This is a genomic window from Actinomadura rubteroloni, from assembly GCF_002911665.1.
Classification (GTDB): Bacteria; Actinomycetota; Actinomycetes; order Streptosporangiales; family Streptosporangiaceae; genus Spirillospora; species Spirillospora rubteroloni.
In genome coordinates this window covers 505,741-522,519 of the sequence record NZ_MTBP01000003.1, presented here as the reverse complement: position 1 = coordinate 522,519, position 16,779 = coordinate 505,741, and the positions used below count along the sequence as shown (strand labels likewise).

Sequence of the window (16,779 nt, the reverse complement as noted above, 5' to 3'; positions counted from 1 at the left end):
TGCCCCGGATTTCCGGGAAACGATGAAGTAGGGGCAGACGGATTCGAGTACGAACAGAGAAGAGACGACAATGGCTGTCTCGACCCGCAAGAACACCGCCCACCGCGTCCTGCCCCACCTGCACGCCCCCGCGCCGCTGACCGAGTCGCCCGCCGCGCGCTACGTCTGGGCCGCCGCCCGGCTCGCGCTGGGCTGGGTGTTCGTCTGGGCGTTCCTGGACAAGACCTTCGGGCTCGGCCACGAGACGCCGCGCGCCCAGGCGTGGATCGACGGCGGCAGCCCCACCGACGGCTTCCTGAAGCACGCGCCGCAGGGACCGCTCGCCGGCTTCTACCACAACATCGCCGGAGTGGCCTGGGCCGACTGGCTGTTCATGGCGGGTCTCGCCGGCGTCGGCGCGGCGCTCGTCCTCGGGATCGGGATGCGCGCCGCGGCGGGGGCCGGCGCGCTGCTGCTGGTCATGATGTGGAGCGCCGTGCTCCCGCCCGCCAACAACCTCTTCATGGACGACCACCTGATCTACGCGGTCGTCCTGATCGGCCTGGCCCTGGTCAGCGCGGGCGACGCGCTCGGCCTCGGCCGCTTCTGGAGCGCCACGGCGCTGGTCCGCAGGTTCCCGTTCCTGAAGTGACCGGCACGAAGACGAAGCGGTGAGGCGCACCGGGGGCGCGCCTCACCGCTTCTCAGCGTTCGGGGTTCTTCGCCTCGTCGGCCTTGAGGCGGGCGGCGTAGGCGGCGGCCTGGGTGCGGCGGGTCATGCCGAGCTTGGCGAACACGTGCGAGGTGTAGTTCTTGACGGTCTTCTCCGCCAGGAACATCCGCTCGCCGATCTGCCGGTTGGTCAGGCCCTCGCCGATCAGCTCGAAGATCGTCCGCTCCTGGTCGGTGAGCGCGGCGAGGGGGTCCTTGCGCTCCTGGCGCTCGCGGATGCGCTGGAGCATCCGCGCCGTGCTGCGCGGGTCCAGCAGCGACTGCCCGGCCGCGACCGTCCGCACCGCGCCGACCAGGTCCGAACCGTGGATCTGCTTCAGGACGTAGCCGGACGCGCCGGCCATCACGGCGTCGAACAGCGCGTCCTCGTCGTCGAAGGACGTCAGCATCAGGCACGCCAGCCCGGGCATCTGAGAGCGCAGGTCGCGGCAGACGGTGACGCCGTCGCCGTCGGGCAGCCGCACGTCCAGCACGGCCACGTCCGGACGGGCCGCCGGGACCCGCGCCAGCGCCTGCTCCGCCGAGCCCGCCTCGCCGACGATCTCGATGTCGTCCTCGGCCGACAACAGCGCGCCGACGCCGCGCCGGACGACCTCGTGGTCGTCCAGCAGGAAGACGCGGATCGGCGTCGGAGCGCTCGGCGGTTCGGCCATCATCGGTCCTTACGCTGGGAGGCGGGCGAGCGCCCGCGGTGACGGACGGGTTCTCCCCGACGATAGGTCAGTGCCGAGACCCTCCGGTGGACCATGAGTCCTCGATCACAGGGACGAAGGTCCCGGGCGGTGCGAGTATTCGGACATGCGTCACCGTCCGCGGCGCACCCCGCACAGAAGCGAAAGGTGAGCACCCATGGCCGGTGACCCGTCGCCCGGCGAGGACCGGGCCAGGCTCGTCCTCCCGCAGCTCAAGCTGGACGATCTGCTGGCCGAGCTGCAGGCGCGGCTGGAGACGGCGCGGTCGACGCGCGACCGGGTCCACGCGCTGCTGGAGGCCGTGGTCTCGATCGGCAGCGAGCTGGATCTGGAGACCGTCCTGCGCCGCATCACCGAGGCCGCGACGACGCTGGTCGACGCCCGGTACGGCGCGCTCGGCGTCATCGACGAGGACGGGGAGCGGCTCCTCCAGTTCGTCACCGTCGGGGTGGGCGAGCAGGAGATCGAGGCGATCGGGCACTGGCCGCACGGGCGCGGCATCCTCGGCCTGCTCATCAAGGAGCCCCGGCCGCTGCGGATGCACGACCTGTCGGCGCATCCGGAGTCCTACGGGTTCCCCGCGGGCCATCCGCCGATGGGGACGTTCCTGGGCGTCCCGATCCGGGTGCGGGACGAGGTGTTCGGCAACCTCTACCTCACCGAGAAGGCCGGCGGCGGCGACTTCGACGCCGACGACGAGGTCGTCGTCGGCGCGCTCGCCACCGCCGCGGGCGTCGCGATCGAGAACGCCCGCCTCTACGAGGAGGGGCGCCGCCGCGAGCAGTGGCTCGAAGCGTCCGCCGAGGTCTCCACCCGGCTGCTGTCGGGCACCGGCACCCGGGACGTCACGGCGCTGGTCGCCGAGCGCGCCCGCCGCATCGCCGCCGCCGACCTCGCCACCGTCTCCCTCGCCGATCCCGCCGGCCGGGCGTTCGTCGTCGACGCCGCCGACGGCGCGGCGGCGCCCCGCCTGCGGGGACTGCGCACTCCCATGGCCGAGGCCCTTGAGGCGTCGGTGTTCACCGACGGCGTCTCGCTGCGGCTGGAGGACGCCGGACGCCCCGGCGCCGACCCGCCCGTCGGGCCGGTGCTGTCGGTCCCGCTCGGGACGGGCGCCTCGGCGCGCGGCGCCGTCACGGTGATGAACCGCCCCGGCGGACCGGCGTTCACCGAGTCCGCCCAGCGGCTGCTGGAGGCGTTCGGGACGCAGGCCGCCGTCGCGCTGGAGCTGGCCGACCGGCGCCGCGACGCCGAGCGCCTCGCGCTGTTCGAGGACCGCGACCGCATCGCCAAGGACCTGCACGACACCGTCATCCAGCGGTTGTTCGCCACGGCCATGACGCTGATGAGCGCCATCAAGATCACCACCAAGCCGGACGTGGCGACCCGCGTCCAGCGCGCCGTGGACGACCTGGACGACACCATCCGCCAGATCCGCTCCACGATCTTCGCGCTCCAGGCGGCCCCGGACGCCGAGAGCCTGCGCAGCCGCCTCTACGCGCTGGTCGACGCCGCGACCGAACAGCTCGGGTTCGCGCCCTCGGTCCGGCTGGACGGGCTGCTGGACACCGCCGTCCCCGACACCGTCGGCGACCACCTGCTCGCCGTCACCCGCGAGGCCCTGTCCAACACCGCCCGCCACGCCCACGCCGCCCACGTCAGCGTGGACGTCACCGCCGGCGACGACCTCACGCTCCGCGTCGAGGACGACGGCACCGGCATCCCCGCGGGCGGGCGCCGCAGCGGCCTGGCCAACCTCCACGACCGCGCGTCCGCCCTCGGCGGCACCTTCACCACCCGTCCCCGCCCCGGCGGCGGCACCGTCCTCGTCTGGCGGGTCCCCCTCACCGGCCGGGACTGACGCGCGGGACGCGGGTCAGGGGACGATGACGGCGCGGCCGGTGAGGTCGCCGGCGGCCAGCCGCCGGTACGCCTCGACGGCCCGGTCGAGGGGGAACGTGGTGGTCGCCGGGGTGATGAGGCCGCGGGCCGCCAGGTCCAGGACCTCTTGGAGTTCCGGCCGCGTCCCCCAGTAGGTCGTCTGCACGGACGCCTCGTAGGGCAGGCCGAAGAAGGAGACCGGCAGCGTGCCGCCGCCGAGGCCGACGATCGTCAGGTCGCCGAGCGTCCGGACGGCCCGCGCGGCGAGCGCGAGCGTGGCGTCCGATCCGACGAAGTCCAGGACCACGTCCGCGCCGCGTCCACCGGTGGCCGCGCGGACGCGGTCGGCGGTGTCGTCGTCCGGGGTCAGCGTCAGGTCGGCGGCGCGGGCGAGCGCCAGGGCGTCCGCGCGGGGGTCGACCGCGATGATCCGCGCGGCGGTGGTGGCGCGGAGGATCTGCACGGCCATGTGCCCGAGCCCGCCCACGCCGATGACCAGGGCCGTCGCGCCCGGCGGGAGCTTCGGCCACGACCGGCGGACGGCGTGGTGGGAGGTGAGGGCGGCGTCGGTGAGCGGGGCTGCGGTCACCGGGTCTAGGCCGTCGGGCAGCGGGACGAGATGGCGGGCCGCCGGGACGAGCAGGTACTCGGCCATCCCGCCGTCCAGCCCGAGCCCGCCGCCTCCGCCCGGCACGGGCGCGGCGGCGAGGTTCTCGCAGTAGGTCTCGGCCCCGGCGCGGCAGCGGGAGCACGTCCCGCAGCCCCACGGCCCGTACACCGCGACGGGCTCTCCGACCGTGAGGCCGGTGACGCCGTCGCCCAGTTCGTGGACCCATCCGGCGTTCTCGTGCCCGAGCGTGAACGGCGGCTCCCACGGGAGCTGCCCGGCCTTGAAGTCGTGCATGAGGTGCAGGTCGGAGTGGCACGCGCCCGCGCCGCCGATCCGGACGACGACCTGGCCGGGTCCCGGACGCGGGTCGGGGACGTCCACGAGTTCGGGTTCGCTGTTCCAGTCCATGAGCCGCAGTGCGCGCATCGTGGGTCTCCGGTCTGTTCGCCGTCCGTTGCCGCTTCCAGACCACAGGAGGACGAGCGGCGCGGGGCACCGTCCAAGGTCCCCCGGCGGCGGGCAGGGGTCCGCGCGGGATGGGACCAAGGTCCCGGGCGGCGCGGACGTCCGCGCCTGCCGCCCGCGCGTCCCCGCGCGCGAGCCTTGGTCCCATGACCGAACTCACTGCCGCCGAACCGGTCTTCGCGCCGCTCGCCGACGGCGTCCAGGTGGAGATCAGGCCGCTGGTCCAGGCCGACCGGGACGCCGTGCGCGGGCTGCACCGCTCGCTCTCCCCCGACAGCCTCTACGCGCGGTTCTTCGGGCTCGGCGCGGCCGCCGCCGACCAGGCCGCCGAGCGGTTGTGCAGAGGGACCGGTCCGGGCCGCGCCGCGCTCGGCGCGTGGCTGCGCGGCGAGCTGGTCGGCGTCGGCGAGTTCGACCCGACCGGCACGCCGGGCGAGGCCGAGGTGGCGTTCGCGGTCGCCGACCGCATGCAGCACCACGGCGTCGGGACGCTGCTGCTGGAGCGTCTGGTCGAGTTGGCCCGCGCACGCGGGATCGGCGTCTTCCGCGCCGACGTGCTGGCGTCCAACGCCGCGATGCTGCGCGTGTTCGCCGACGCCGGACTGGACGTGCGCAGCCGTGTCTCGGCGGGCGTGGTCGAGGCGGCGATCTCGCTGGACGGCGGCGAACGCTACCGGGCGGCCGTCGCCGACCGGGCGAGCCGGGCGGACGTCGCGAGCCTCGTCCCGCTGCTGCGGCCCCGCTCCGTCGCGGTCGTCGGCACGGCCCCGGACGTTCTGCGCTCCCTCACGTCCGGCGGGTTCGCCGGGACGGTCCACGCGGTGAACCCGCACGCGGCGGGCCGCGTGACCCGGGGAGCGCCGTGCGTCGCGACGCCCGCCGAGCTGCCCGTGCCGCCCGACCTTGTCGTCCTCTCAGTGCCCGCCGTGTCGGTCGCCGACGCCGCCGCCGCGTGCGGACGGCGCGGCGCGCGGGCCGTCGTCGTGCTCACCGGCGGATTGAACCATGGGCAGGACCGCGCGCTGCGGGACGCCTGCCACGCCTGGGGGATGCGCCTGGTCGGGCCGGGTTCGTCCGGTGTCGCGCACCCGCTGATCGGGCTGCACGCGACGGCGGTCCGGCGGCCCGCCGGGAGCGTCGGGGTCGTGGCCGGGACCGGCGGCGCCGCGCTGCTCGACGGCCTGGCCCGGATCGGCGCGGGCGTCTCGACGTTCGCCGGCGTCGGCGCCGCGGCCGACGTGTGCGCCGCCGACCTGCTCCGCTGGTGGGCGGCCGATCCCGCGACGCGTCTCGGCGTCCTCGGCCCCGGCACGTCCGGCGACCCGGGGACGCTCGCCCGTGCCGCGCGGCGCGTCCCGCTCCTCGCGCTCGGCGCCCCGGCAGAGCCGTTCGCGCGGGCCGGGATCGTCGCGGTCGGCACGCTCGACGACCTGCTGGACGTCGCCGCGCTGCTGGCCCGGCAGCCGTTCCCGCGCGGGCCGCGCGTCGCGGTCGTGGAGCGGGGGCACGAGACCGCCGCCGTCTGCGCCGCCGCCGGGCTCACCGTCACGGCGCGGGCGGCGGGGCTCGACGCCCGCGCGTTCCGGAAGCTCGCGGACGACGGGGACGTGGACGCGGTGCTGATCGCGCTCCCGGTACGTCCCGGCGTGGTCGCGGCGTGCGGGAAGCCCGTCCTCGCGGTGCGTCCGGGGCAGGCCGGAACGGTCGGCGTCCCGTCGTACGCCGCGCCGGAACGGGCCGCGCGGGCTCTCGCCCGCGCGTGGTCCGCCGTCCGCCGGGCCGACGGATGACATGGACACGGCGGCCGCAGAAGTCGCCGGGCCGACGCGTGACGTGGCCGACCCCGGCGGCCGCAGGATCCGCCGGGGCGACGCGTGGCGTGGGCGTGGTCGACCCCGGCGGCCACGGGGGCCGCCGGGTGACGGTCACCCGTCGCGCGCCGGAACGCCGTTGACGGGTCCGGGAAGCGCGCTCTCGGCGCGCAGGGCGTCCGCGACGGCGCTTCCGTCCACGGTCTCCTGCCGGACCAGCACGTCGGCGAGCCGGTCCAGCGCGGCCCGGTGCTCGCCCAGCAGCCGGACGGCCCGCGCCTCCGCCTCGCGCAGGAGACGGGCCACCTCCTCGTCCACGAGCTGCTGCGTCCGCTCCGAATAGGGGCGCGGCGCGGTCTCGTCGGGGCCGTCGCCGAGGTAGTTCTGCGTCGTCGACCCGTACCCGACCGGGCCGAGGCGCGGGGACATGCCGAACTCGCGGACCATGCGCGCGGCGAGCCGCGTCGCGCCGGCCAGGTCGTCGGCCGCCCCGGTCGAGCCCTGCCCGAACACGACGAGTTCGGCCGCGCGTCCGCCGAGCCGCACGGTGAGCAGGTCGGTGAGGTAGGCGGTGCTGTAGAGGTGCCGTTCGGCCTCGGGAAGCTGCTCGGTGACGCCGAGCGCCATCCCGGCGGGCAGGATCGTCACCTTGGCGACCGGGTCGGCGTTCTCGCACAGCGCGGCCAGCAGCGCGTGCCCGGACTCGTGGACGGCCACCGACCGGCGCTCGTCGGGCAGCAGCGCGTTGGAGGTGTCGCGGCGGCCGAGCAGCAGCCGGTCGCGGGCGGTGTCGACGTCGCGGGCGGTGATCGTCGTCCGGTCGTCGCGGACGGCGTTGATCGCGGCCTCGTTGAGCAGGTTGTGCAGGTCCGCGCCGGAGAACCCGGGCGTGGCCCGCGCGACGCGTTCCAGGTCGACGCCCGCGTCCAGGTGCTTGCCGCGCGCGTGGACGGCGAGGATCGCCGCCCGTTCGGCACGGCTGGGCAGCGGCACGACGACCTGCCGGTCGAAGCGGCCGGGCCGCAGCAGCGCGGGGTCCAGGGTCTCGGGCCGGTTGGTGGCCGCGAGCACGACGATCCCGCTGCTCTGGTCGAAGCCGTCGAGTTCGGCGAGCAACTGGTTGAGGGTCTGCTCGCGCTCCTCGTTGCCGCCGCCGGGCATGGTCCCGCCGCGCCGTCCGCCGATGGCGTCGATCTCGTCGATGAACACGATCGACGGGGCGCGCTTGCGGGCGTCGGCGAACAGGTCCCGGACGCGCGAGGCCCCGACGCCGACGAACATCTCCACGAACGACGAGCCCGTCACCGACAGGAACGGGACCTGCGCCTCGCCCGCGACCGCGCGGGCGAACAGCGTCTTGCCGGTCCCGGGCGGACCCACCATGATCACGCCGCGCGGCGGTTCGGCCCCGGCGGCGGCGTAGCGGCCGGGGTCGCGCAGGAAGTCCACGACCTCCTCGATCTCGCGTTTGACGCCCTCGTACCCGGCGACGTCCGCGAACCGCGTGGTCGGGCGCTCGGCCTCGATGACCTCGGCCTTGACGCGCCCGAACCCGCCCGCTCCCCCCGGCAGGCCACCGCCCGCGCGTCGGCCGAACCAGAGGAAGAAGCCGATGACCAGCGCGAACGGGAGCAGGCCGAGCAGGAAGCTCCCGAATCCGCCGGAGCGGGTGGCGTCGATCCGCACCTTCTCGGCCCGCAGCCGCTGCTGAAGGTCGCCCGCGCCGATCGCCGTGGGGACGCGGCTGGTGAACGACTTCCCGTCGGTCAGCTTCCCGCTGAGCCCGCCGTGCTCGTCGATCGTCACGGACTTGACCCGTCCCGCGTCCAGCCGGGCGGAGAAGGCGCTGTAGCTGAGCGACGTCGGCCGGTCGCCCGCCAGCGACGGGCCGAACATCAGCAGGAGCAGGACGGCGAGCAGGACCGGCGTCCCCCAGCGCTGCCACCACGTGGGCGGCGGGGGGTTCTGCGGCGGCTTGCCCGGCGGCTCGTCGTCCGGTGGCGGGCCGAGACGGCGCGGGCGCAGATGGACACGTCGGATCATCGGGGGCTCCTGGCGGGCGTCGTGCTCAGGCCGCCGGGACGACGGCCACGGGGCAGCGGGCGTGGTGCAGCACCGCGTGGTTCACGGCGCCGAGCGCGAGACCGAACCGGCGCGCCGGCCGGCGGGCCCCGACGACGAGCAGCGCTGACTGCTCGGACCCGAGGACCAGCGCGCGTGCCGCGCCCTGGTCCGCGACGACGGGCCGGACCGGCACGTCGGGGTAGCGCGTGGACCAGCCCGCCAGGACCTCCGACAGCTCGCGGTCGGCGACGCCGCGCAGGTGCGGGGAGCCGAAGTCCACGCTCAGCGCGGTCAGCGCCGTGAGCCGGGCGCCGCGCAGCGACGCCGCCTCGAACGCCCAGCCGATCACCGCGTCCTGCGGATGGGCGGTGTCGACGCCGAGCAGGATCTCGGGCGGCGCGTCCGCCGGGTGCGGGGCCGGTCCGGGGACGACCAGCACGGGGCACCGGGCGCGCCCGGCGACGCGCAGCGCCACCGAACCGAACAGCAGGCCTTCGAACCCGCCGACGCCCCGCGTGCCGACCGCGACGAGGGCCGCGCGGTCGCTCAGGTCGAGCAGCGCCTCGCCCGCCTCCAGGGCGATCAGCTCCGTGGTGATCTCCAGGCCGGGCGCCTGCTTCAGCGCGTACTGCCGCGCCTCGTGCAGCAGGGCGGTGCGCTCCTCGTCCAGGTGCTCGTAGTCGAGTTCGCTCAGCGTCCCGTCCCGGAGCAGCGCCCGGGAGCCGTGGACAAGCGACAGCGGACGCCCGTGCAGCAGGGCGTCGGCGGCGGCCCAGTCCAGGGCCTGCCAGGCGTGCGCGGAACCGTCGATCCCGACGATGACGGGAGTGGCCATGACGCGTCCTCTTCTCTTGCTCGGATTTCGGTGTCCGGGATGTCAGCGCGGCACGGGCCCCGGGAGGGCGAGCCGCAGCCGCCGGGTCGCCACGGCGAGGGCGTGGAACCGGTAGACGTGGCCGCGGAGGGCGGCGAGGTCCCCGGCCGACGCCGCCCCGGCGATCTCGTCGGCGACCGCCGCGAGCCGGTCCAGCCGGCGGGCGAACAGCGTCTCGACGCTCGAACCGCGACCGTCCCGGCGCCCCGGCCGGGTCCGGCGCAGCTCGGTCAGCACCGTGCGGGCGGCGGGCACGGCGTCGGGGCCGACCGGGCCCGCGTCCGCCGTCCGCCGCAGCCGCGTCAGCGCCGAGGCGCAGCGGCGGTCCCGCGCCGCGGCCGCCGCCTCGATCGTGTCGCCCATGTCCCCGCCTTCCGTCGGTGCCGTCGCGTTCATGCTCGTCCGGGCGGCGACGCGCCGACAGGGACCTTGGGCCCGGGACGGCCGGTCCGTTCGGCACCGGGTCAGGGCTCGTCGAACACGACGGCGTCCAGGGGACGGCGCACGCTCGCCAGCTCGGGTCCCGCCGGGACGCCCAGCCGCAGGATCATCTGGGGCGCGTCGCCGTTGCAGAACCGCGTCCGGACGAACGCGCGCAGCTCCGGGATCTCCAGCGCCTGCGTGTGGAAGGCGGCGGACAGATCCGCGTCGGCGGCGGCGCGCAGCAGGACGCGTTGCAGCGCCCGTCCGGCGTTGAGCCAGTCCGCCCGGGTGTCGCCGTCCGTGCTCAGCGTGAACACGAGTCCCGGCGAGAGGTCGGTCTCGTCCGTCTCGGCGGGCACGCCCCAGCCGTTGCCCCGCGCGAAGTCGCGGGCGGCGAAGTCCGGGGTGCTGCGCGGGGTCTCGCGCGGATAGGCGGTGTGCGGGACGCCGTCCGTCCGCGTGCTGCGCGGGGTGGGCGCCCACCGGGCGGCCTCGGCGGCATGGGCGGGATCGAGCCGCCGCAGGTGCTCGGCGAGCTGGGTGAGCGCCGCCAGCGCCCCCACGGTGTGGACGTCGACCGCCTGCCGCAGGTGCGCGCCCTCCCGCTCGGCCTCCAGGCGCAGGGCCGCGAGCACGCCCGGCTCGACCGGAACCTCCCGGAACACGCCCCGGTGCGTGCGCCGCCGGGGAACTTCCCGCAGCAACCGCGCGGCGGCCTCGTCCCCGGGCGCCCCCGGGCGGACGCGGACGTCCGCCACCAGGTTCGGCCGGTCCGGATCCGGCAGCGACCGCACGTCCGGGACGAGCCCGTGCGCGCGCAACGCGGTTTCGAGCGTGAACAGCGCGGCGCCGCAACTGATGAGCATTTCCCGGCCGTCGGGGTCGGCCACGTCCAGTCTCCGTCCGGCGTCGGCCCGCACGACGATGCGGTCCCGGCCGAGGCCGAACGACCACGGCTGCGTGTTGTGCACCGACGGCGCCCACGCGGCGGCTTCCACCGCCCGGCGCGTCAGTGCTTCCCCGGTCTTCGTCATCACTCCGTCCTCCGTTCCCGTCGTGGCGTGGTCCGCGCGGGCGCGACGGCGACCGGGCAGGGCGCGTGGTGGAGCAGCGCCTCGCTGACCGAGCCGAGCAGCAGCCCCCGGAACCCGCCGGTGCCGCGCGACCCGACGACGATGAGTCCCGCGTCTTTCGCGGCGGCGAGCAGGACGTCGCGCGGTGCTCCCGTCACCACCTCCGACTGCACCGCCACCTTCGGATACTCGGCCCGCCACGGGTCGAGCAGGCGGGCGAGTCCTTCGGCGGCCAGACCGGCGATGCCGTCGGCGTCCACCAGCGGCCCGAACGTCCCGAACGCCTCGGCGGCGGGCCGGGCCAGCAAGGCGACCAGCGGCGCGCCGCGCGCGTCCGCCACGGCGAACGCCGCCGCCAGCGCCTCCGGCGACGACGCCGAACCGTCGACGCCGACCACGACCGTCCCGAACGGGCCGTCCCCGGCCGGGCCGTCCGCGCGCACCACCACGACCGGGCAGGGCGCGTGGCCCGCGACCTGCGCGGGCACCGCGCCGAGCAGGAGCCCGGCGAACCCGCCGTGCCCGCGCGACCCGACCACCAGCAGGTCGGCCCGCTCGGCGGCCCGCAGCAGGATCTGCGCGGCGGGTCCGCGCCCGAGTTCGGCGTGGACGTCCGGGTGCAGCGCGCGGGCGTGCTCCGCACCGCCGGACAGCACCTCGCGCGCCGCCGCCTCCAGGTCCGCGACCGGGAACGCCATCGGCCCGGCGGCCATGAAGATCTCCCAGGCGTGGCAGACCGTCAGCGGCAGCCCGCGCAGCCGGGCCTCGCGCGCCGCCCACCGCAGCGCCGTCTCGCTCGCCGCGGAACCGTCGTATCCGACGACGACGCCGCGCGGCCTCTGCTCGTCCGTCATGGTCACTCCCGCCCGCTCGGCCGGCCGGCGCGGAGCGAGGGGACGACGGCGACGGCGCACGGCGCGTACCGCAGGACGGTCCCGCTCGTCGTGCCGAGCCGCAGCGCGTCGAAGCCGCCCGTCCCCCGGTCGCCGACGACGACCAGGGCGGCGGTCTGCGCGGCGTCCAGCAGGGCCTTGCGCGGCGGCTCCACCACCAGCGACGTCCGCGCGTCGACCTGCGGGTACTTGGCGAGCCACGGGGCGACGGCGCGTTCGAGCAGCGCGCCGCGCTCACGGCGGACGGCGTCGGCGTCGTGGAACAGCGCGAGGTCCCGGCCCCCGCCGGCGCCCGGTTCCCAGCAGCCGTACACGGCGCGGACGCACCGGCCGCGCAGCGCCGCCTCCTCGAACGCGAACCCGAGGGCCGCGTCACCGGCCGCCGAGCCGTCGGCTCCGGCCACGATCTCGCCGGACCGCCGCCCGGCCGGGCGGACCACGACGACGGGACGGTCCGCGTGCTCGGGCAGCCGCAGCGCCGTCGAGCCCGGTGCCGGTTCGTCGCGTCCGCCGACCACGATCACCTCGGCGTCCGCGGCGGCGTGGACGAGGGCCGCGTGGGCGGGGCCGTCCAGCAGCCGGCCGTGGACCTTCAGCCCGGGACGCAGCGCACGCGCCAGCGAGACTCCGTGGTCCAGGACGTGCTGACCCATCCGCCGGACGATCGCCGTGCCCTCATGGTCGATGTAGGTCACCGGGTACGGCCAGTGCCAGGCGTGGCAGACCGTCAGCGGCAGGCGGCGCAGCGCGGCCTCCTCGGCCGCCCACGCCAGCGCGCGCTCGCTCTCCTCGCTCCCGTCGTAGCCGACGACGACGCTCGTTCCGGGACTCATGGCTCCTCCTCCGCTCCGGTGCCTCCATGCCACCGCGAGCGCCGGGGCCCTCCCCAGGGCCGTTCGGCCCCGATCCGGGGGACGTTCGCGACCCGGCCATGACCTTGGTCCCTCGTCGGACGGCCGGACGCGGGGAACCCTTGAAGGGTGAACGCGACGCCGCCCCACCTGCGGACCGCCGAGGACGTCACCCGGGACCTGGGCACCGACGCCGCCGCCGGCCTCACGGCGGCGGAGGCCGCCGCGCGGTTCGCGCGCTCGGGGCCGAACACGCTGCCCGCCGCGCGCCGGCGCGGCCCCGTGCGACGGTTCCTGGCGCAGTTCGACAGCCCGCTGATCTACGTGCTGCTGGTGTCGGCGGGCGTCACGGCGGGCCTCGGCGAGCACGTGGACGCGACGGTGATCCTCGTCCTCGTGGTCGTCAACGCGGTCGTCGGATTCGCGCAGGAGTCGCGCGCCGAGCACGCGCTGGGCGCGCTGGCGGCGCTGGCGAGCACGTCCGCGACCGTCGTGCGCGACGGGCGGGCGCGGCGCGTGCCGTCGGAGGAACTGGTGCGCGGCGACCTGGTCGCGCTGGAGGCCGGGGACAAGGTCCCGGCGGATCTGCGGCTCGTGCGGGCGGCGGAACTGACCGTGGACGAGTCCGCCCTCACCGGCGAGTCCGCCCCCGTCGCCAAGGACCCCGCCGCGCGGGGCGACGCCGATCTCGCCGACCGCGCCGGGATGGCGTACTCCGGGACGCTCGTCACCTACGGCCGGGGCGCCGGGGTCGTGACCGCGACGGGCGGGGGCACCGAGATCGGCCGCGTCCACCGGCTCGTGGACCGCGCGACCGCCGTCCAGACGCCGCTCACCCGCAAGATCGCCCAGTTCGGCCGGCGCGCGACCGTCGCGATCCTCGCGCTGGCCGCCGTGACGTTCGCGGTCGGGACGCTGCGCGGGCAGCCCGCGGCCGAGATGCTGACGGCGGCGGTCGCACTGGCCGTCGGCGCGATCCCCGAGGGGCTGCCCGCCGTCGTGACGATCACGCTGGCGTTCGGGGTCGCGCGGATGGTCCGGCGCAACGCGATCGTCCGCCGCCTCCCGGCCGTGGAGACGCTGGGCGGCACGACGGTCATCTGCACCGACAAGACCGGGACGCTGACCCGCAACCAGATGACCGTCACCGCCATCGCGGCGGGCGACCGCCGCTACACCGTCACCGGTTCCGGCTACGCGCCGCACGGCCGGATCGAGGCGGACGGGCGTCCGGCCGCCGACCCCGCGCTGCGCGAATGCCTGCTCGCCGGGCTGGCCTGCAACGACGCACGGGTCACCGAACGCGACGGCACCTGGGAGCTGGTCGGCGACCCCACCGAGGGCGCGCTGGTCGTCAGCGCGGCCAAGGGCGGGGTGACGGACGTCCCCGAACGCCTGGACACGATCACGTTCAGTTCCGAACGGCAGTACATGGCCACACTGCACGCGGACGGCGCCCTCTACGTGAAGGGCTCGGTCGAACGCGTGCTCGCCCTGTGCGACACGCGGCTGGACGCGTCCGGGCGGCCCGTCCCGCTGGACGCCGCGACCGTCGAGGACCTGGCGGCCGAGTACGGGCGGCAAGCGCTGCGCGTCCTCGCGTTCGCCCGCGCCGACCACGACGCCGACCGCATCGGCGAGCTGCCCCGGCTGGTGTTCGTCGGGTTGCAGGCCATGCACGACCCGCCGCGCGAGGAGGCGGCCCGCGCCATGCGCGCCTGCCACGCCGCCGGGATCCAGGTCAAGATGATCACCGGGGACCACGCCGCGACCGCGCGGGCCGTCGGCGAGCGGATCGGCCTCGGCGGCGCCGTCATGACGGGCCGGGAGCTGGCGGCGTGCTCCGACGCCGACCTGCCCGACGCCGTCGAGCGCGTCACCGTGTTCGCGCGCGTGTCGCCCGAGCAGAAGCTCCGGCTCGTCCGGGCGCTGCGCAGCCGCGCGCACGTGGTCGCGATGACCGGCGACGGCGTCAACGACGCTCCCGCCCTCCGCCAGGCCGACATCGGGATCGCGATGGGACGCGACGGGACCGAGGTCGCCAAGGAGGCCGCCGACATGATCCTCACCGACGACGACTTCGCCTCGATCGAGGCCGCCGTCGAGGAGGGGCGCGGCGTCTTCGACAACCTCGTCAAGTTCATCGTGTGGGCGCTGCCCGCCAACGTCGGCCTCGGCCTGCTGCTCACCGCCGCGATCCTCACCGGCGGGGAACTGCCGATCGAGCCCGTCCAGGTGCTGTGGCTGAACATGACGGCCGTGCTGATCCTCGGGCTCCCGTTCACCGTCGAGCCGCGCGACGAGGCGATCATGCGCCGTCCGCCCCGCGACCCCGCCCGGCCGCTGCTCACGCGCGCGTTGACCGGACGGATCCTGCTCGTGTCGGCCGTCCTGCTCGCCGGGGCGTACGGGCTGTTCCACTGGGAGCACGCGCACGGCGGCTCGCTCGCCGAGGCCCGCACGGTCGTGGTGAACGTGTTCGCGCTGACGCTGCTGACCTACCTGTTCAACTGCCTGTCGCTGGACCGGCCGCTGCTGTGGCGGGGCGTGCGCCGCAATCCGTGGGTCGCCGCCGGGGCCGCCGCGCTCATCGCCGTCCAGGCCGCCTACACCTATCTGCCGGCGATGAACGCGGTCTTCCGCTCCGCCCCGATCGACGCCGCCGCATGGGGCCGGGCCGCCGTCGTCGCCGTCGCGTCCTACCTGCTCGTCGAGAGCGTCAAGGCCGTCCCGAGGGCGTTCGGCGGCGGGAGAGGGACGTTGGTCTCTGCCCGCGCCGCCCGTTCCGGACGCACGCTGGACCCATGAACACCAACGGGGACGGCCGGGGAGTTCTCGGCCGTGAGGAATGCCTGGCGCTGCTGCGCGCCGCCCCGCCCGGACGCACCGGACGGATCGTCTTCACCGACCACGCGCTGCCCGCCGTCGAGCCGGCCGCGTTCACGGTGGACGGGGACGGCGTGGTCGTCCGGACCGTCCCGGGCTCGCGGCTGGAACGGGCGGTGCTCGGCGCGGTCGTCGCGTTCCAGGTGGACGAGTACGACGCGGCGGCCGGCGGCTGGACGGTCACGCTCGTCGGGCTCGGCCGCGCCGTGCCCGGCCCGTCCGGGGTCCGCATCTCCGGGGAGCACGTGACGGGCCGCCGGTTCGCGCCGGCCGCCGAACGTCCGCACGAGGAGGCGTCATGACCGTCCGCCGCAGGCTCGCCGCTCCCACCGAACGTCCCGCGGCGTTCGATCCCGGCATGGTCGCCGGCCTGCCGGACGCGGCGCGGCGCTGGCTCCTGCACGCCATCGCCCCCGGCACGCCGCTCACCACCGGGGCGCTGCTGCGGATGCGCGGCGCGATCCGGCTCGGCGCCTGGCGGCCGTTCACCGCCGCTCAGGTCCTGCGCCCGCCCGAGGGGTTCCTCTGGTCGGCGACCGCGCGGGTCGCCGGGCTGCCCGTCATCGGCCACGACCGCTACGACGCGGGGGTCGGCGAGATGCGCTGGCGGCTGCTCGGCGCGATCCCCGTCCTGTCCGCCTCGGGGCCGGACGTCACGCGCAGCGCCGCCGGACGGCTCGCGGGCGAACTCGTCCTGGACCCGGCCGCCGCGCTGACGTCCGCCGTCACGTTCGAGCACGTGGACGACCGCCGCGTCCGCGCGCACGTCACGATTGGCGGCGAGGCGCATCCGGTGACGCTCACCGTCGCCCCGGACGGCGCGCTCACCTCCGTCACCCTCCCCCGCTGGGGCAACCCGGACAAAGGGCCGTACCGCGAGCACGTGTTCGGCGCGGAGTTCCTGGCAGAGCGGACGTTCGGCGGGTTCACGGTCCCGTCCCGCGTCCGCGTCGGCTGGTGGTACGGCACGGACCGCTGGGACGAGGGCGAGTTCTTCCGCTTCACCCTCTGGCACGCCGCGTTCGTCTGAGGCCGAAGGTCCCGGCGGCGGCCGACCAGAGGCCCTGCCCGCGTCCGGGCCGCGACCGCCACGCTGGAGACGGCCCCCAAGGAGGAAACATGTTCTTCGTCCCCGGTCAGCGCCACGTCGTCGTGGGCGTCGACGGATCGGTCAACTCCCTCGCCGCGCTGCGCCGCGCCGCCGCCGAGGCCGAACGCCGCCACGCGCGCCTGGACGTCATCCGCGTCCCCGACACCACCGGCACCGCCGCGCACCCGCTGCGGACCGTCGGCCAATGGCTGCGGCTCCGCACGCTGGCCGCCCGCACGCTCCGCCGCTCGCAGCACTTCACCACGCGGCTGCACATCGCGCACGGCGACCCCGGCACCGTCCTCACCGACGCGGCCCGCAACGCCGACCTGCTGGTCATCGGGGCGCGCGTCCACTCCGAGCAGGGCAACCCCTTCGGCGGCGACACCGTCCCGCGCGTCCTGGAGAAGGCGCCGTGCGAGGTCCTGATCTGCGCCGACCACACCGCCGCCTGA

At 76.0% G+C, this 16,779-nt stretch carries 15 protein-coding genes; 7 read left to right on the top strand and 8 right to left on the bottom strand.

Annotated elements, in window-relative coordinates; translation table 11 throughout:
* Window positions 1-70: 70 nt before the first annotated feature.
* Entirely contained in the window at window positions 71-631 is a 561-nt protein-coding gene (locus BTM25_RS23615) for a DoxX family membrane protein (protein ID WP_103565161.1), read from the top strand.
* Between the two features lie 52 nt (window positions 632-683).
* On the opposite strand, the gene BTM25_RS23610 is transcribed toward BTM25_RS23615, so the two are convergent.
* Window positions 684-1,367: a response regulator transcription factor gene (locus BTM25_RS23610; RefSeq protein WP_328589665.1), complete on the bottom strand. Its 684-nt coding sequence runs from the start codon at window positions 1,365-1,367 to the stop codon at window positions 684-686.
* Window positions 1,368-1,560: 193 nt separating this feature from the next.
* On the opposite strand from BTM25_RS23610, the gene BTM25_RS23605 reads away from it, so the two are divergent.
* Window positions 1,561-3,264, top strand: a complete 1,704-nt coding sequence (locus tag BTM25_RS23605; protein WP_103565160.1) for a sensor histidine kinase — start codon at window positions 1,561-1,563, stop codon at window positions 3,262-3,264.
* A 15-nt stretch (window positions 3,265-3,279) separates the two neighbouring features.
* On the opposite strand, the gene BTM25_RS23600 is transcribed toward BTM25_RS23605, so the two are convergent.
* On the bottom strand, window positions 3,280-4,320 hold the full coding sequence (locus BTM25_RS23600) for an NAD(P)-dependent alcohol dehydrogenase (protein ID WP_103565159.1): 1,041 nt from the start codon (window positions 4,318-4,320) through the stop codon (window positions 3,280-3,282).
* Between the two features lie 185 nt (window positions 4,321-4,505).
* On the opposite strand from BTM25_RS23600, the gene BTM25_RS23595 reads away from it, so the two are divergent.
* On the top strand, window positions 4,506-6,149 hold the full coding sequence (locus tag BTM25_RS23595) for a GNAT family N-acetyltransferase (protein ID WP_168212219.1): 1,644 nt from the start codon (window positions 4,506-4,508) through the stop codon (window positions 6,147-6,149).
* Window positions 6,150-6,284: 135 nt separating this feature from the next.
* Here BTM25_RS23595 and ftsH read toward each other — a convergent pair whose 3' ends face one another.
* From ftsH to BTM25_RS23565, 6 genes are all read right to left on the bottom strand, one after another.
* Complete coding sequence (gene ftsH, locus BTM25_RS23590; RefSeq protein ID WP_103565157.1) at window positions 6,285-8,213, bottom strand: ATP-dependent zinc metalloprotease FtsH; 1,929 nt, start codon at window positions 8,211-8,213, stop codon at window positions 6,285-6,287.
* Between the two features lie 25 nt (window positions 8,214-8,238).
* Complete coding sequence (locus BTM25_RS23585; RefSeq protein WP_103565156.1) at window positions 8,239-9,069, bottom strand: universal stress protein; 831 nt, start codon at window positions 9,067-9,069, stop codon at window positions 8,239-8,241.
* A gap of 42 nt (window positions 9,070-9,111) precedes the next feature.
* Window positions 9,112-9,471: a hypothetical protein gene (locus BTM25_RS23580; protein WP_103565155.1), complete on the bottom strand. Its 360-nt coding sequence runs from the start codon at window positions 9,469-9,471 to the stop codon at window positions 9,112-9,114.
* Between the two features lie 101 nt (window positions 9,472-9,572).
* Entirely contained in the window at window positions 9,573-10,565 is a 993-nt protein-coding gene (locus tag BTM25_RS23575) for an Acg family FMN-binding oxidoreductase (protein ID WP_103565154.1), read from the bottom strand.
* Complete coding sequence (locus BTM25_RS23570; RefSeq protein WP_103565153.1) at window positions 10,565-11,458, bottom strand: universal stress protein; 894 nt, start codon at window positions 11,456-11,458, stop codon at window positions 10,565-10,567. The genes BTM25_RS23575 and BTM25_RS23570 overlap by 1 nt, the downstream gene beginning before the upstream one ends.
* A 2-nt stretch (window positions 11,459-11,460) precedes the next feature.
* Window positions 11,461-12,330, bottom strand: a complete 870-nt coding sequence (locus tag BTM25_RS23565; protein WP_103565152.1) for a universal stress protein — start codon at window positions 12,328-12,330, stop codon at window positions 11,461-11,463.
* A 147-nt stretch (window positions 12,331-12,477) separates the two neighbouring features.
* On the opposite strand from BTM25_RS23565, the gene BTM25_RS23560 reads away from it, so the two are divergent.
* The 4 genes from BTM25_RS23560 (at window position 12,478) to BTM25_RS23545 (ending at window position 16,779) form a co-directional block, all read left to right on the top strand.
* Window positions 12,478-15,156: an HAD-IC family P-type ATPase gene (locus tag BTM25_RS23560; RefSeq protein WP_103565151.1), complete on the top strand. Its 2,679-nt coding sequence runs from the start codon at window positions 12,478-12,480 to the stop codon at window positions 15,154-15,156.
* A complete protein-coding gene (locus tag BTM25_RS23555) occupies window positions 15,153-15,536 on the top strand; it encodes a pyridoxamine 5'-phosphate oxidase family protein (protein ID WP_168212218.1) in 384 nt (127 codons plus the stop codon). The genes BTM25_RS23560 and BTM25_RS23555 overlap by 4 nt, the downstream gene beginning before the upstream one ends.
* A complete protein-coding gene (locus BTM25_RS23550) occupies window positions 15,533-16,264 on the top strand; it encodes a DUF6544 family protein (RefSeq protein WP_103565149.1) in 732 nt (243 codons plus the stop codon). The genes BTM25_RS23555 and BTM25_RS23550 overlap by 4 nt, the downstream gene beginning before the upstream one ends.
* Before the next feature lie 89 nt (window positions 16,265-16,353).
* Window positions 16,354-16,779 carry a universal stress protein gene (locus BTM25_RS23545; RefSeq protein WP_103565148.1) on the top strand — a complete coding sequence of 142 codons (426 nt, stop codon included), beginning with the start codon at window positions 16,354-16,356 and terminating at the stop codon, window positions 16,777-16,779.